Here is a 15600-nt window from a genome sequence, read left to right as displayed (position 1 = left end):
AACGCAGACTGACAGGAAAACCAACATGACACAACCGACTATCCTGCTGGCTGAAGATGATATCTTTGTCCGCAAATCCATGCATTCGTTTCTGAAAAACAATGGCTACGCGATACTTGAAGCGGAGAGTGGCAGTGAAGCCTGGAAACTGTGCCAGGAGAAGAAAATTGATCTTGTTTTAACCGACCTGCGCATGCCGGGGATGGACGGCCTGGAACTGCTGACCCGGGTGGTGCAGAAATCCAGGGAAATTCCGGTGGTCATTGTCTCCGGCGTCGGCACGCGAAATGATGTCATCGAAGCGCTGCGGCTTGGAGCCTGGGGTTATATCACCAAACCGATCGAGGATATGAATTTCCTGCTCCATACGGTAGAGCAGGTGCTTGAACGGTCCCAGTTGCGGATAAAATTACGGGAACGCCAGCAATGGCTGGAAGAGACCGTCAAAAAGAGAACAGAAGAACTTGAACAGGAGATCAGGGAACGTAAGGCTGTCGAGCAGATGATTTCCCGAGCCAAGCAGGAGTGGGAGCGCACCGTCGATGCCATGCCAGCCCTGATAGCCCTGGTCGACCACGAACAGAACATCATCCGGCTCAACAAGGCCATGGCCCGTGCCATGGGCATGACACCCGCGGAGGCGGTGGGGAAAAAATGCTGTTTTTATATGCACCACAGTGGAATTTTGCCGGAAAACTGTCCCCACCACAAAGTACTTATGGATGGTGAACCAAGAACTATTGAAATTTATGACCCTGTCCAGGAAAAGTACCTGGAGATCCACGTGGAACCTTTTTACGATACGGTCGGGAAGACGCGCATCGGAACAGTACATATTGCCACCGATATTACACCAAGGAAGAAAGCGGAACAGGAAAAGGAAAAACTTCAGACCAAGCTGCTCCATGCCCAGAAACTGGAAGCCGTGGGCCAACTGGCTGCCGGTATAGCCCATGAAATAAATACCCCCACGCAGTTCATCAGCACCAATATCGATTTCCTGGAAGAATCCTTCAGAGATATGGCAACGGTAATGGAGGCGCTGCAGAACTCTTTGCCTGAAACACCCAAACCTGTCCAGGAAGCATTTGAAGAGGCGGACTGGGAATACCTTGCCGAGGAAATCCCTCAGGCTATTTCCCAATCACGGGAAGGAGTCCAGCGGGTGACGTCCATTGTCCAGGCGATGAAGGAGTTCTCCCACCCGGGCAGCAAGGACAAGGTCCCGGCAGATATCAACAAAATCATTGAAACGACCATTACCGTCAGCCGCAATGAATGGAAGTATCTTGCAGAGGTCATTACTGATTTTGCAGACGATATACCGCAAATCCCCTGCCTGGTTGATGAAATGGGGCAGGTAATTCTCAACATACTGGTAAATGCTGCGCATGCCATAGGGGAAAAAATCGGCGATAACCCCAATGGAGAAAAGGGAACAATTCGTATCAGCACCAGAGCTGATGATTCCCATGTGGAAATACAGATCCAGGACAATGGTACCGGTATTCCTGAACATGCCAGAAACCGGATTTTCGACCCTTTTTTCACCACAAAAGAAGTGGGGCGCGGCACAGGACAGGGGTTGGCCATTGCCCATGATGTGGTCACCGAAAAGCATGAGGGAACCATTACATTTGAAACTGAAAAGGGGGTCGGCACGACCTTCACCATTCGCCTGCCCCTGAAAAACCAGACGACCAGCCAATGAAAAAACAGATACTTTTCGTTGACGATGAACCAAACATCCTCTCCGGTCTCAGGCGTATGGTCCGCTCAATGCGCGAGGAATTTGACTGCCTGTGCGCGACAAGCGGCAGAGAAGCATTGGAAATATTAGATAAAAATCAAGTGGACATCGTTGTTTCCGACATGCGAATGCCGGGCATGGATGGCGCGGAACTGCTGACCCTGGTGAAAAAACTCCATCCCCGGGTAATCCGCATCATGCTCACGGGTTATGCCGATGACAAATCCGTGCTACGAACCATCGGGGTAGTACACCAGTTCCTGTCCAAGCCCTGTCTGCCAGAAGAAATAAGAGCCTCCCTGGTCCGGGCGGGGGCCACATATGATTTGATGAGCGACAGTCAGCTCAAGGAACTCATTTCCGGTATCGGCTCCCTGCCAAGCCTGCCCTCGCTCTATGTCCGGCTGCAGAAAGCGCTCCAGGATCCGGACACCACCCAGACCGATGTGGCCGCGATCATAGAAACCGACATCTCCATGACCGCCAAAATCCTCCAGCTTGTCAACTCGGCCTTTTTTGGCCTGTACCAGAAGGTAAGCAGTGTGAGCAGGGCTGTGAATCTGCTGGGACTAGACACCATCAAGGCCCTGGTACTGGGCACGGAAATCTTTTCCGAGCTCCACACGTCAAGCAAAGTCTTTTCCGTGGACAGCCTGTGGAATCATTCCATGGCCACCGGCGCGTTCGCCCGCAAAATTGCGGCGTTGGAATATAATGACAGGGAAATGGCCGAGGATGCCTTTCTTGGCGGCATTCTCCACGATATCGGAAAACTCGTCCTTATCTCCTTTATGCCAGCCCGGTTCGAAGAAGCGGTGCTACTGGCCAGAGAGAAGGAAATGGTCCTGGTCGAGGCCGAGCGCCAGGTCTTTGGCGCCGGACATGACGATGTGGGGGCCTATCTGGTCGGATTGTGGGGGTTGCCCGGATCAGTGGTTGAAGCATGCTGTTTTCATCATCGACTGGAACGGTTTCCCGGTCAGGAACTGAGCCCGGTCCTGGCTATCCATGTCGCGGACGTGCTCAGCCACCAGCTCCATCCCGACGAGATCATCGGCACACCATCCGGCTATAACACCGAATATCTTGCCCGGCTCGACCTGAGCGATCGAGTTGAATCCTGGCACAACCTTTGCCTGGGAGAGCAATGATGACAGAAAAGATCCTCCTGGTTGACGATGAAGTCAATGTCCTGCAATCCCTGACCCGGCAGCTACGCAAACGCTTTGCCACCCATACGGCCACCAGCGGCGACGAGGCTCTGCAGATACTGAAAAAGGAAGGGCCCTTTGCGGTCATTGTATCGGACATGCGCATGCCGGGCATGGACGGCATCCAGCTGCTTTCCCGGGTCAAGGATCTCTATCCTGAAACCATCCGCATCATGCTCACCGGCAATGCGGACCAGGAAACCGCCATCAAGGCGGTAAACAAGGGAAACATCTTCCGCTTCCTGACCAAACCCTGTTCGTCGGGAACTCTGATCCTGGCCCTGACCATGGCCCTGCACCAGTACCGGGTGGAATCGGCGGAACGGAACCTGCTCGACGAAACCCTGCGGGGCAGTGTCAAGGTCCTGACCGAGATCCTCAGTCAGGCCAATCCCCTTGCTTTTTCCAGCGGTTACCGGATCAAACATTACGTGGTGACCATGGCCAGGGAACTGCAGCTGCCTGGCCTGTGGCAGTTTGAGATAGCCGCGCTCATGTCGCAGATCGGCTGCATCACCCTGCCGGCCGAGATCCTCAACAAGCGGTATGCCAATATCGAGCTGACGCCGGACGAGCAGCAGATGTTTGCAAACCATCCCCTGGTCGGCAGCCGGCTGCTTGGCAATATTCCGCGGCTTGAAAACGTGGCCGCCATGATCGCCCATCAGCTACGCCGATTTGACGAGTATGACGACGGGCTGGAAGAGAAACTCGCCGAGGAGGTCTGTATCGGCGCCCAGCTGCTCAAGACCACCCTGGACTATGACCTCCTTCTTTATCGCGGCATGGAACCGGCCGAGGCCATGCGACAGATGAAGCGCGACCGGGGCGCCTACATCCAGGCCCTCCTGCGGTTGCTGGAAAAAACAAAGAGTCAGGAACGGCCCACCGAGGTTATCAGCCTGAAAGCGCGGGATATCGCTCCGGGTATGATTGTCCAGGAAGATGTGTTTGCCAGGAACGGCGTCCTGCTGATCCCCAAGGGACAGGAAGTCACCTGGCCCATGATCCAGAGTCTGAGCAACTTCGCCCAGCAGGTGGGGATCCAGGAACCTATCAGGGTGCTGATAGGAAAAAGAGGCGAGTAGACCGGAGCAGGGACAGGGAAGACTCAGGGCCCGGATCCAGGGAGGTCCAGGTCTTCATCGTTCAGGCCCACCACCACCAGACCGGCCCGGTCGGCGGCCCGGATCATCTCTTCCCGGTCAAAGACCAGGGACTGACCGGCCTCCACGGCCAGCACCGCTCCCCGGACCGCGGCCAGGGTTTCGATGGTCCCGAGCCCGGTGGCAGGGAGATCAAAGCGGAAGTCCTGGCCAGGCTTTTTCAGCTTCACCACCACGGCGCCGCTGCCGGCCAGTTCTCCGCCCCGACGAATGGCGGAGTCGGTGCCCTCGATGGCTTCCACCGCCAGCACGGTCCGGTCCCGCACCACCACGCACTGGCCTATATCAAGGCGGCCCATTTCCCGGGCAATGCTCCAGCCGAAACGAATATCATCCATCTGTTCACTGGTGGGTTTTTTCCGGCTGAGAATGCCGCGGGGGAAGAAGAGATGCTTGAGATAACAGGTGGAGGGCAGGACCTCGATGCCTTCGTCCTCCAGGGCCCCGGCCACGGCCCGGAGAATGGCATCGTCCTGGTGACGGTCGATCTTTTTCCACAGGACCAGCCCCTTCAGATCCGGGAGAACGTCCCTGAAAATACGGGTCTTGGTGATGGTTCCGCAAAACACTGTCTGGCGGACCTGTTCCCGGTGAAAACACTTGATGATCCGACCCAGTTGCCCCAGCTTGACCCAGTAGAGAATATGGACCTCGGTTTCAAGACCGGGATCGGTCTCCCCCCGGTGGCCGATGGCCACCACCCGCCGTCCCGCCTCCCGGGCAGCCCTGGCAAAGAGGAGGGGAAACTGACCGCCGCCGGCAATGAGCCCGATGGGTTCATCCATGATCCTGAACTCAAGCCTCGGTGGTGCGTTTGACCACCCCGCGCTTGCTGGACTGGAAGAATTCCACCAGGGTGCGCACCTCGGGACAGTCCGGGATTTCTTCCAGAGTCTTGACCAAGGCATCCTTGAGCAGCAGCTGGGGCGTACGGAAGATGATCTTGAAAGCGTGATCCAGCTTGGAGATGGTTTCCCGGCTCATGCCGTGCCGCCTCAGGCCGATCTTGTTGATACCGGCAATCCGCATCTGGTTCCTGGTCCCGGTGAGGATGACATAGGGCGGCACATCGAGGCTGATTCCCGACAGCCCGCCCACATAGGTGTAGGCTCCGACCCGGCAGAACTGGTGGATGGCCACGAGACCACCGAGGCTGACATGATCCTCGAGCTGTACATGACCGGCCAGAGTGGCCACATTGGCCATGATCACATGGTTGCCGATGGTACAGTCATGGGCGATATGGGTATAGGCCATGAACATGTTGGCGTTGCCGATCACGGTTCGACCGTTGCCGGAGACGGTCCCCCGGTGGATGGAGACATATTCGCGGATCTGATTGTCATCACCGATAATCAGCTCCGTGGGTTCGCCCTTGTAATGCATGTCCTGGGGCGGGCCGCCCACCGAGGAAAAGGAACCGATCTTGTTCCGGGCGCCGATGGTGGTGGGGCCGGAGACCACTGCATGGGGCTCCACCACGGTTTCCGGACCGATCCGGACCTTGCCGTCGATAACGGCATAAGCGCCGATGGTGGCTGTAGAGTCTATTTCCGCCTCGTTATCGATAACGGCTGTGGGATGTATGGGCATATATCTGGGTACTTGTAAAAAATTAATAGCTGAGACCGGAGTGACGGATCGTCCTCCTGCCAAAATGGCCAATCAGGCGAAGGTGGCCATGAGCTGTGCCTCGGTGGCAAGCTGACCGTCGACGTAGGCCATGCCGGACATCTTGCTGAGTTTGGTCTTGTGGCGGATCAGTTCCAGCTTGTAGATCAACTGATCCCCGGGACGGACCATCCGCCGGAACCGTACCTTGTCCAGACCGGCGAAATAGACCAGCTTGTCACCAATGGTTTCCGGAGTGGACAGATAGGCCAGGAGCGCTCCGGCCTGGGCCATGCCTTCCAGGATCAGCACCCCGGGCATCACCGGCTCACCGGGGAAATGGCCCTGAAAGAAGGGCTCGTTCATGGTCACGTTTTTCAGCACGGTGATCGACCTGCCCGGCTCCATTTCCAGAACCCGGTCCACCAGAATAAAGGGATACCGATGCGGCAGAAGGTCGAGTATCCCTTTGATATCTATCGGCATGGTATGTTCTGTTGTTTCTTGCGCCATACGCCCCTCTCCTCTTTGTTTTTTCCTGTCCTAAATTGAACGTTTCACCCATCTGCAAATGGTAAAAAGATAAATGATTATAACTGTTTTTATTTTTAATCGCTCAACTTAGGCCTGTATCGGACCGCGGCGGGCGGCAGCCGCTTATGCGTCCCTGTCCCTGTCCTGCAGCAGATCCGAAAGCCTCGAGATTTCTTTTTTAAGCCGCCGGATCTCCCTGTGCATCTCGGGCAGCCGCATGAAAGCAGTGGCGGCCCGGCCCCATTTACGGATATCAAAGGCCGGGGCTCCCCCAGGACGGCGCCGTTTTCCTGACTGTTATGCACCCCGGACATGGCCGCGGTCATGACCCCGTCTCCCAGGTGAATATGCCCGGCCACGGCGGTCTTGCCGCCCAGGACCACATTGCGCCCCAGGGTGGTTGAGCCGGCGATGCCCACCTGGGAAACGAGTATGGAGTTCTCGCCCACATCCACGTTATGGGCCACCTGGACAAGATTATCGATTTTGACCCCGCGCCTGATCCGGGTCTCGCCAAACGCGGCCCGGTCGATGCAGGTATTGGCACCGATTTCCACGTCATCGTCGATACGCACAATACCGACCTGAGGCCTCTTCACATGCTCGCCGGTGGTTCGGTCAGTGGCAAAGCCAAAGCCGTCACTGCCGATCACCGCCCCGGGATGGATAATGACCCGCCGGCCGATCACACACCCGGCGCAGATGGTGACATTGGGATAGAGTACGGTTCCCTCGCCGATGGTTACCCCGTCACCGAGCACCACTCCAGGGTGGATTTCCACCTCCCGTCCAATACGCACCCGGTCTCCGATACTGACCAGGGCATGGATCGAGACACAGGGATCGATAGTGCAGTCCGTACCGACCTGGACCGATGGATGTATCCCGGTGGCCGTAAACGGGCGTTTGAGAAAGAAATTATGAATAATGGCCGCGGCAAGATCCGGATTGTCCACCCGGATGGCGGGCCGGTCCACCCCGGCCAGGTCCCGGGGTATGATGCAGGCTCCTGCCCGGCTCTGGACCAGGTCGTCCTTTTTCTTCGCGCTGGTGATAAAGGTGAGCTCATCCTCCCGGGCCCGTTCCAGGCCGTTGAGACCACGGACCCTGGTGGTGGGATCACCGACCACCTCACCCTGAACCAGCTTTGCGAGTTCCTGCACTGTATATATCTTTTCCATCTCTTCTCTTCATCCCTCTGCCCACCGCCAGCCGCAAGGCAGGCGGAGCATAGCGTATTTCCACTTAGTCGTAAAGAAAAACAGCGCGGCGCAGCGACTCGAACCGGTCCAGATCCGGTTGCCACGCCTGTTCCAGTTCCAGGACATCCGCCCCGGATTCCAGGGCCAGCCGCACCTGCTGGTCACCTAGGATCAGATCCATGGGCATTCGCTCGAATTCATATTCATAGGGCGGCTCCTTATAGGAAAACTCGTCCGGATAGAGGCGCAGCAGTACGCCGAGCAGGGCCAGGCTGAGCCGGTAGGACCGAAAAGCGTGGGGATCGGTGACATGGATCTGAAACCCCCTGCAGGGTGTGCCGGCCCATTTGCCCGAAGTGGGTTCAAAGACAACGGGCCGAAGAACACAGCCGGCCAGATGGCGGCGGTCCAGCTGCGATACGATCGCATCCTGATCAAAAAAAGGGGCGCCAAAAAGCTCAAAGGGAAGGGTCGTACCGCGGCCCTCGGAGATATTGCTCCCTTCCCAGATCACCTGGCCGGGATAGACCAGGGCGGTCTGCGGAGAGGGCATGTTGGGAGAGGGGTACACCCAGGGAAAACCGGTATCGGGGAAAAACATCGTCCGCTGCCAGCCCTGCATGGGAACCACCTCAAGCTCGGCCCCGATACCCATCTCCCGGTTCAGCAACAGGGCCAGCTCGCCCAGGGTCAGTCCATGGCGCATGGGTATGGGATGAAGACCGACAAAGGAACTCCACTGGGCAAGGAGCAGGTTCCCTTCCACCAGATGCCCGCCGACAGGGTTTGGCCGGTCGAGGATCACCACCGCTGTTCCGGTTTCGACCGCAGTCTGCAGGCAGTAAATCACGGTCCAGATAAAGGTGTAGACCCGGGTCCCCACATCGATGAGATCCACCAGCAGGACCTCAAAGGATTCGAACATCTCTGCATCGGGCCTTCGTTTATCACCATACAGCGAATAGACCGGCAGTCCGGTCAGGGGGTCGGTGATATGATCCGACTCGATCATGTTGTCCTGTTTTTCGCTGTAAAAGCCGTGCTGGGGCGAAAAAAGACAGGTGAGCTGACCGGGAAAGGCCTGGCTGATAAGCTCGCGGCTGTGAATAAAATTGCGGTCCGTGGAGGCCTGGTTGCAGAGCAGGGCCAGCCGCCTGCCCCGGAGGAAGGCTGGCGGCCGGGAGACGAGTTCTTCGATACCGATACGAATCATGGCTGGGTTCTGGATACTGGAATTGAACGGAAAGCGGGCAGCAACCGGAAAACCGGGGCGGACGACCGGAGGAGACCTGTCCAGACCATGAACCTGCTGATATCATGCCTGCATGTAAAAAAGCCCGCCAATGGTTTCCGGTGGCATGTTATTCCACGGTCACGCTCTTGGCAAGATTCCGGGGCTGATCCACGTCGCAGCCGCGGCGGTTGGCGATCTCATAGGCCAGGAGCTGTGCCGGAATGGTGTAGAGCAGCGGATTGAGCTCATCATGGACCCGGGGCAGGTAGAGCACATCATCGGTGAGGGTGGGCAGATGCTCATCTCCCCGAGTTCCGATCAGTACCAGCCTCCCCTGTCGGGCCTTGATCTCCTCCACATTGGAGATGGACTTCTGGTAGACCCCGTCGCGAGGCACCAGGGCCATGACCGGCATGTCTTTGTCGATCAGGGCGATGGGCCCGTGCTTGAGCTCACCCGAGGCATAACCCTCGGCATGGATATAGGAGATCTCCTTGAGCTTGAGCGCCCCCTCCAGGGCAATGGGGAAGTTGAGCCCCCGGCCGACGAAAAGAAAGTCGCGGCTGTCATAATACCGCTCGATGAGTTCCTGGATCTGTGAGCGGATGGTAGGCAGTTCCTCCTCGATCACCCCGGCAATGCCCACCAGGGCATGGCCCAGCTCACGCAGGGTTTCGGGCTCGATGGTCTCCCGGACCTTGCCGAGATAGAGGGTCAACAAAAACAGGGCCGCCAGCTGACTGGTAAAGGCCTTGGTGGAGGCCACCCCTATTTCCGGCCCGGCATGGGTATAGATCACCCCGTCCGCCTCCCGGGTCATGGTGGAACCGACCACGTTACAGATGGTCAGAATCCGTGAACCCAGCTGACTGGCCAGCCGGATACCGGCCAGGGTATCGGCGGTCTCCCCTGACTGGGAAATGGAAATGGTCAGCACCCGGTCGTTCAAAAGCAGGGTCCGGTAGCGGAACTCCGAGGCGATATCCACCTCCACCGGCACTCCGACCCATTTTTCGATCCAGTACTTGGCCACCAGGGCCGCATGCCAGGAGGTCCCGCAGGCCACCAGGGCGATGCGCTCGATACCGCGGATGGTCTCGTCATCCAGGCCGATTTCAGGCAGGTCGACCTGGCCGGAGTCCGGGATGATCCGCCCCTTGACGGTGTTCAGGATAGCCTCGGGCTGCTCGAAGATCTCCTTGAGCATGAAATGCTTGAAGCCGGCCTTCTCCGCCATGGAGGCATTCCAGTCGATGGTCGAAATCTTCTTGTCCAGCACCTCCTCATCATCGATCCGGGTGATGGTGTAGCTCCCCGGCTCGAGCACGGCCAGTTCCCGGTCATCAAGGAAGATGACCTGCCGGGTATAGGGCAGCAGGGCCGGGATATCCGAGGCGATATAACAGGCCTCCTCATCCACACCCAGGACCAGTGGGCTGTGGTTGCGGGCGGCGATCAGTTTCTGCGGCTCCCGGGCCCAGAGCACCCCCAGGGCGTACGATCCCTCCACCCGGGCCAGGGCCTGGCGGACCGCGGCCACCAGGTCGTCTTCCAGATACTCTTCGATCAGATGGGCCAGGACCTCAGTGTCGGTTTCAGAAGAAAACTCATGGCCCTTTGCCCGCAGTTCCTCCTTCAGGGCCCCGTAGTTCTCGATGATGCCGTTATGGACCACAACCAGCTCACCGGTGCAGTCGGTGTGGGGATGGGCATTATCCCTGGTCGGGGCGCCATGGGTCGCCCAGCGGGTATGGCCAAGACCGGTGCGGCTCGCCACCCCGATGTTTTCGTCCACTACCTCTTCCAGGTTGGACAATTTGCCCCGGGCCCGGTACCGGACCAGCTCGCCCTCGTAGTGATACACCAGCCCTGCCGAATCATAGCCACGGTATTCCAGCCGTCGCAGTCCTTCAATCAATACGGGAACAACTCTCCTGGTACCGACATAGCCCACAATACCACACATAAAAAGCTCCTTTTTATATGAAAGTCTCGTCCCACCCTCCAGGGGGACAACAGCTTTCATGTTTCGTTGCGCAGGCCGTGGGAGCCTGCATGGGTGTTAGATGACAAGAACCAACTGAAGCCAGCCCTCTGTCCGACGTCCTGCCGGCCGGAAACAGAGGCCTGTATCGTTCTATAGTACAACTTGGTCCGGGGGGCCCCGGAAGGCTGCGCATAGAGGAAACCCTACGACTAAGGGCCACTTTGCATGCGTACTTTCATGGTAGCATAGAGAAAAAATGAAAAACACCGAAAAGTGCGGTTTTTTCACCTGATTTTAGCTGCTCACTCCGACGCGGCCCGGGGACAGATGCGCGAGTTCTTCCCTGCTGCCGGGCGGTGGACAGGTGGCCGAAAAAAAAAACCGTTTGCACCGCAGCCCAAACCAGGTATTTTGTGATCCTGTCAACCAAAGACCGCCCTAATCCAACAGGAAGCATACCCATGAATGAAAGGCAACGCCTCAAAGAACTGCTGCTTGAAAAATCGTACCGGGAAGGGACCTTCACCCTGACCTCCGGCAAGACGTCCGACTTCTACGTGGACGGCAAACAGACCACCCTTGATGCCGAGGGGGCCTATCTCTGCGGCAGACTGCTTTTTGACCTGATCAGGAATCATCCGGAAAAAATCACCGGCGTGGGGGGCATGACCCTGGGCGCCGATCCCCTGGTCACAGCGGTATCCCTGATCAGCTACCTGGAAAAAGAGCCGATCCCGGCCTTTATTGTCCGCAAGGAGGCCAAGGGACACGGGACCGGGAACTTCATCGAGGGCAAGAACAACCTGGTTCCCGGCGGGGCCGTGGCTCTGGTGGAAGACGTGGTCACCACCGGCGGCACGCTGATCAAGGTCATCGAGCGGGTGGAAAACGAGGGCTTTAAGGTCGCCCTGGTGGCCACTGTTGTCGACCGGGAAGAGGGTGGCGCCGAAACCCTCGCCGAACAGGGCTATCCTCTGAAGGCCATCTTTACCCGTTCCGAACTCATGGGAAAATAAGATCATGCAATGCAAGAAATGCCAGGGCAAGCTGGAAGTGAGCCGGCGCTGCCGTCAGGTACGGCTCAAGTGCACCCGTTGCGGCCAGGAATACCAGATCCACGAACTGGCCTCGGAACTTGACCGGGAAACGGAAGAAATCCTGGAACGCTACACCTGCATCATCTACGACTGAGCCCATGGTCTCCGTCAAGACATTTGTCCGTCACGACAACATCGCCACCATCATCTGCCCGACCTGCAAAACGGCCAAAAAGGCCGCCGTGGGCAGGTACCGACACAGGAAACACGCCCTGAACGTCAAGTGCCGCTGCGGACAGATCTTTACCGCCCACCTGGATTTCCGCCGCCATTACCGCAAACAGACCCGGCTGCCCGGGACCTATGCCATCATCAGGCCACCGGCTGGCGGGGGCGGAGTGGTGCATATAAAAAATATCTCCCGCTCCGGAATCGGCTTTACGGTCTCGGGCCTGCACAACATCGAAAAGGACCAGATCCTCCTGCTTGAGTTTCACCTCAACGACAAGAAACAGACCAAGTTGAAAAAAGAAGCCGTGGTCCGCTCGGTCCGGGGCAATGATATCGGCTGCGAATTCCTTGACAAGGAAGTGGAAAAGGCGCTTGGTTTTTTTCTCCAGCCCTGAAATTCTCTCTGGGCGAGACCCCCTCACCCACCCAGTTCCCGCTGCAGCATGGCCTGGGCCTGGACGAAAAATTCCCGCAGCGTCGACCGGTCAAGGGCACTGATCGCAACGCCTTCCATCCGTTCCACCTGCGCACGGGTCTGGGGATCGAGCAGATCCATCTTGTTATAGACCCGCAATAGCGGAATACGGTCCAGATCGAGACGGCGCAGCAGTTGCTCAACCACCTCGGCCTGTTCCCGCCAGGCAGGGTTGGCCACATCAATCACATGGACCAGGAGGTTGGCCTCAAAGAGTTCTTCCAGAGTCGACTCAAAGGCCTTGAGCAGTTCGGCGGGCAGATTGCGGATAAAGCCCACGGTGTCGGTGATGATCACCTCCATGTCCTGGGGAAAACGCAACCGCCGACTGGTGGGATCCAGGGTGGCAAAGAGCATGTCCTCGGCCTGGATATCGCTGCGGGTCAGGGTGTTGAGCAATGTGGATTTGCCGGCATTGGTGTACCCGACAAGGGAAATGACCGGCACATCGCGCTTCCGGCGCCGGCTGCGCCGGTGAAACCGCTCCTGACCCACCTTTTTGAGTTCTCTGGCCAGCCGGGCGATCCGGTCGTTGATCCGCCGGCGATCGATCTCCAGCCGGGTCTCTCCCGGTCCCCGGGCGCCGATGCCGCCGGTCAGCCGGGACAGGGCGTCATCCCGGGTGGACAGTCTGGGCAGCATGTATTTGAGCTGGGCCATCTCGATCTGCAGTTTGCCCTCCCTGGAACGGGCCCGACTGGCAAAGATATCGAGGATGAGCTGGGTCCGGTCGATGACCCGTAGGTCGGTGTGATCGGTCACTGAACGGATCTGCGACGGACTGAGCTCCTGGTCGAAGATAAGCAGGTTAGCCCCGAGACGCAGCGACAACAGCATGATTTCCATGAGCTTGCCCCGCCCGAGGATGAAACGTGGATGAATCTTGCGCCGCCGCTGGATGACCTGATCCAGGACCACCACTCCGGCCGCCCGGGCAAGCTCCCTGAGCTCGGCCATGGAGTCGTCGGCTCCGGCCCGCGAGCCCGTGGTCACGCTGACCAGGATGGCCCGGTCCTGGCCCTGATCCACCTCTCGTACCGGCCGGACCCGGACGAATTCATCTTCCAGCGCCTCGATGAGATCGCGACAGGACAGGGTCTGGCGGGCCGGATGGACCGAATCCAGCAGAATCCAGTCACGGCCCGCCACCGGCACCGGGGCCAGATGGGCGGTATGCAGGAACTCCGGCAGGCCATCTTCCATGGTCAGGACCGAGACCAGGTCCAGCCTGAGGCAGGCCATGTCCATGATATCTTCATCGATGAGTCCGGAACCGAAACTGGTATGGACCAGACGCAGGCCCCGAAGCCGGCCGCCGGCGGTCCGTACATGGCTGAGTACCGGGATGACGATCCGGTCGTAATCACCGACGATCACCGACTCCACCTGGCCGGAGCGGTGGATGAGCAGACCGATCTGCCGGTTCAGTTCCGTGGACAGGGCCGCCACACTGCGGGCCAGATCCCGGCCGATTATCTCATCGGGATCGACCCGTTTCTGACCAAGTCGCTCAAGGGCTCGGAGCTGCCTGGTTTTCAGTCCTGCCGTATTACCCGTGACCACGCTGCGTTGTCCTCAAAAAAGAATGTGATTACCACTGAAATTCAGCCACCGATGCCTGAAGGTGTCGGCCTCACTTGTTTCACGGGTGTCTGTGGCCTGGATGGCCACAGTCAAGCCCCCAGGGACGGGTTTATGGCGTCCCGTGAAACAAGGGAGGTCGACACCGGTTTCAATGCTGAAGATTGATGGTAATCAGAAAAAAGAAAAAATCTGTTCCCCTCGCTCAGCACGGAGCACTACCCGGCGTCCTGGGGAAGGGAATCACGTCCCGGATATTGGTCATACCGGTGACAAACTGGACCAGACGCTCAAATCCCAGACCGAAGCCGGAATGGGGTACCGAGCCATACCGGCGCAGGTCCAGGTACCAGCTGTACTCCTCCAGGTCCAGTCCGGCTTCCTCCATTCGTGCCTCCAGGACATCGAGCCGTTCCTCGCGCTGGCTGCCGCCCACCAGTTCGCCAATCCCGGGCACCAGGATATCCATGGCCGCCACGGTTTTTCCATCATCGGCCACCCGCATGTAAAACGGCTTGATCCCCTTTGGGTAGTCGGTGACGATCACCGGCCGGCCGGCCAGCTCCTCACACAGCCACCGTTCATGCTCGGACTGCAGGTCCATGCCCCAGGAAACGGGGAAAGCAAATTCCCGGCCGGATTTTTTCAGCGCATCAACAGCCTCGGTGTAGGTCATGCGGACAAAGGGATGGGCAACCACGTTTTCAAGGCGCTTACATAATCCTTTTGCAACAAACCGGTCAAAAAGTGCAATGTCCTCGCTGCACCGATCCTGCACCACCTGAATCAGATTCTGGATAAGGGACTCGGCCAGGTCCATATTGCAGCCAAGATCGCAGAACGCCATCTCCGGCTCCAGCATCCAGAACTCGGCCAGGTGCCGCGAGGTATTGGAGTTTTCGGCCCGGAACGTGGGACCGAAGGTGTAGACCCGCCCCAGGGCCAGGGCATAGATCTCGGCCTGGAGCTGGCCGCTCACGGTCAGCCCGGCATGGCGGCCGAAAAAATCATTCCTCCAGGGATCTCTACCCGTCATTTCTCCGGGTTCCAGGGCAGTGACGGTGAACATCTCCCCGGCTCCCTCGCAGTCCGAGGTGGTGATAATCGGGGTGTTAACCAGGAAGAACCCCGGTCATGGAAAAAGCGGTGAATGGCAAAGCTCAATTCGCTGCGGATCCGGGCCACGCTGGCCAGGGCGTTGGTCCGCGGCCGCAGGTGGGCTATTGAGCGGAGAAACTCAAAAGAATGACGTTTTTTCTGGAGCGGATAGCTGCCCGGATCGGCCCAGCCGATAACCGTCACTTCGCCGGCCCGCAGCTCCACATCCTGGCCCTTGGCCGGAGATTCCACCAGCTTCCCATGGATCCGGACCGCGCAGCCGGTGCCCAGTTTTTTCACCTCTGTATCAAAATTAGGCAGGGTCGATTCGGCAATAACCTGGAGATTGGCCAGGCAGGAACCGTCATTTATTTCCAGAAAACACAGCGCCCCGGAATCACGCCGGGTCCGCACCCATCCATCGACCTCCAGTGTTCTGCCCACCTGATTCGGATCGAGAATATCTTTAATCTGCTCTTTCAT

General features: G+C 58.2%; 13 protein-coding genes and 1 pseudogene. 6 read left to right on the top strand and 8 right to left on the bottom strand.

The annotated features are described in order from the left end of the window. Positions 1–25 precede the first annotated feature (25 nt). From GF1_RS02980 to GF1_RS02970, 3 genes are read left to right on the top strand one after another with little or no spacing between them, the layout of a single operon-like run. Positions 26–1711, top strand: a complete 1686-nt coding sequence (locus GF1_RS02980) for a response regulator (protein ID WP_267928138.1) — start codon at positions 26–28, stop codon at positions 1709–1711. Next, positions 1708–2901, top strand: a complete 1194-nt coding sequence (locus GF1_RS02975; protein WP_267928137.1) for a response regulator — start codon at positions 1708–1710, stop codon at positions 2899–2901. The genes GF1_RS02980 and GF1_RS02975 overlap by 4 nt, the downstream gene beginning before the upstream one ends. Then, positions 2898–4049: an HD domain-containing phosphohydrolase gene (locus GF1_RS02970; protein ID WP_267928136.1), complete on the top strand. Its 1152-nt coding sequence runs from the start codon at positions 2898–2900 to the stop codon at positions 4047–4049. The genes GF1_RS02975 and GF1_RS02970 overlap by 4 nt, the downstream gene beginning before the upstream one ends. A 23-nt stretch (positions 4050–4072) precedes the next feature. Here GF1_RS02970 and GF1_RS02965 read toward each other — a convergent pair whose 3' ends face one another. The 6 genes from GF1_RS02965 to glmS all read right to left on the bottom strand — a co-directional run bounded on the left by GF1_RS02965 (position 4073) and on the right by glmS (position 10674). Beyond that, positions 4073–4912, bottom strand: a complete 840-nt coding sequence (locus tag GF1_RS02965) for an LpxI family protein (RefSeq protein WP_267928135.1) — start codon at positions 4910–4912, stop codon at positions 4073–4075. Positions 4913–4922: 10 nt separating this feature from the next. Then, positions 4923–5720, bottom strand: coding sequence for an acyl-ACP--UDP-N-acetylglucosamine O-acyltransferase (gene lpxA, locus GF1_RS02960; RefSeq protein WP_267928134.1), 798 nt, complete (start codon positions 5718–5720; stop codon positions 4923–4925). Between the two features lie 72 nt (positions 5721–5792). Next, a complete protein-coding gene (gene fabZ, locus GF1_RS02955) occupies positions 5793–6251 on the bottom strand; it encodes a 3-hydroxyacyl-ACP dehydratase FabZ (RefSeq protein WP_267928133.1) in 459 nt (152 codons plus the stop codon). Positions 6252–6346: 95 nt separating this feature from the next. Beyond that, entirely contained in the window at positions 6347–7453 is a 1107-nt protein-coding gene (lpxD, locus tag GF1_RS02950; RefSeq protein WP_267928132.1) for a UDP-3-O-(3-hydroxymyristoyl)glucosamine N-acyltransferase, read from the bottom strand. Positions 7454–7517: 64 nt separating this feature from the next. Then, complete coding sequence (locus GF1_RS02945; protein WP_267928131.1) at positions 7518–8687, bottom strand: exo-beta-N-acetylmuramidase NamZ family protein; 1170 nt, start codon at positions 8685–8687, stop codon at positions 7518–7520. Between the two features lie 148 nt (positions 8688–8835). Continuing rightward, positions 8836–10674 (bottom strand): glutamine--fructose-6-phosphate transaminase (isomerizing), encoded by a 1839-nt coding sequence (gene glmS / locus GF1_RS02940; protein WP_267928130.1) that lies wholly within the window; start codon positions 10672–10674, stop codon positions 8836–8838. Positions 10675–11156: 482 nt separating this feature from the next. Between glmS and pyrE the strand changes: the two genes are divergently transcribed. From pyrE to GF1_RS02925, 3 genes are read left to right on the top strand one after another with little or no spacing between them, the layout of a single operon-like run. Beyond that, positions 11157–11711, top strand: a complete 555-nt coding sequence (pyrE, locus tag GF1_RS02935; protein WP_267928129.1) for an orotate phosphoribosyltransferase — start codon at positions 11157–11159, stop codon at positions 11709–11711. Positions 11712–11715: 4 nt separating this feature from the next. After that, complete coding sequence (locus GF1_RS02930) at positions 11716–11886, top strand: dual CXXC motif small (seleno)protein (RefSeq protein WP_267928128.1); 171 nt, start codon at positions 11716–11718, stop codon at positions 11884–11886. Between the two features lie 4 nt (positions 11887–11890). Beyond that, positions 11891–12358, top strand: coding sequence for a PilZ domain-containing protein (locus GF1_RS02925; protein ID WP_267928127.1), 468 nt, complete (start codon positions 11891–11893; stop codon positions 12356–12358). A gap of 23 nt (positions 12359–12381) precedes the next feature. Here the strand turns inward: GF1_RS02925 and hflX are convergent, their stop codons facing one another. Continuing rightward, positions 12382–14001, bottom strand: a complete 1620-nt coding sequence (hflX, locus tag GF1_RS02920; protein ID WP_267928126.1) for a GTPase HflX — start codon at positions 13999–14001, stop codon at positions 12382–12384. A 223-nt stretch (positions 14002–14224) separates the two neighbouring features. Further along, positions 14225–15600: pseudogene (asnS, locus tag GF1_RS16360) on the bottom strand (asparagine--tRNA ligase).

It is taken from the genome of Desulfolithobacter dissulfuricans (genome assembly GCF_025998535.1).
Taxonomy (GTDB): domain Bacteria; phylum Desulfobacterota; class Desulfobulbia; order Desulfobulbales; family Desulfobulbaceae; genus Desulfolithobacter; species Desulfolithobacter dissulfuricans.
This window is presented reverse-complemented; position numbering and strand designations above follow the sequence as displayed.

Coding starts and splice junctions, on each gene's coding strand:
- pyrE (WP_267928129.1), top strand. CDS start 11,157: ATGAATGAAAGGCAACGCCTCAAAGAACTGCTGCTTGAAAAATCGTAC.
- fabZ (WP_267928133.1), bottom strand. CDS start 6,251: ATGGCGCAAGAAACAACAGAACATACCATGCCGATAGATATCAAAGGG.
- GF1_RS02945 (WP_267928131.1), bottom strand. CDS start 8,687: ATGATTCGTATCGGTATCGAAGAACTCGTCTCCCGGCCGCCAGCCTTC.
- GF1_RS02925 (WP_267928127.1), top strand. CDS start 11,891: ATGGTCTCCGTCAAGACATTTGTCCGTCACGACAACATCGCCACCATC.
- glmS (WP_267928130.1), bottom strand. CDS start 10,674: ATGTGTGGTATTGTGGGCTATGTCGGTACCAGGAGAGTTGTTCCCGTA.
- lpxA (WP_267928134.1), bottom strand. CDS start 5,720: ATGCCCATACATCCCACAGCCGTTATCGATAACGAGGCGGAAATAGAC.
- lpxD (WP_267928132.1), bottom strand. CDS start 7,453: ATGGAAAAGATATATACAGTGCAGGAACTCGCAAAGCTGGTTCAGGGT.
- GF1_RS02975 (WP_267928137.1), top strand. CDS start 1,708: ATGAAAAAACAGATACTTTTCGTTGACGATGAACCAAACATCCTCTCC.
- GF1_RS02930 (WP_267928128.1), top strand. CDS start 11,716: ATGCAATGCAAGAAATGCCAGGGCAAGCTGGAAGTGAGCCGGCGCTGC.
- GF1_RS02980 (WP_267928138.1), top strand. CDS start 26: ATGACACAACCGACTATCCTGCTGGCTGAAGATGATATCTTTGTCCGC.
- GF1_RS02965 (WP_267928135.1), bottom strand. CDS start 4,912: ATGGATGAACCCATCGGGCTCATTGCCGGCGGCGGTCAGTTTCCCCTC.
- GF1_RS02970 (WP_267928136.1), top strand. CDS start 2,898: ATGATGACAGAAAAGATCCTCCTGGTTGACGATGAAGTCAATGTCCTG.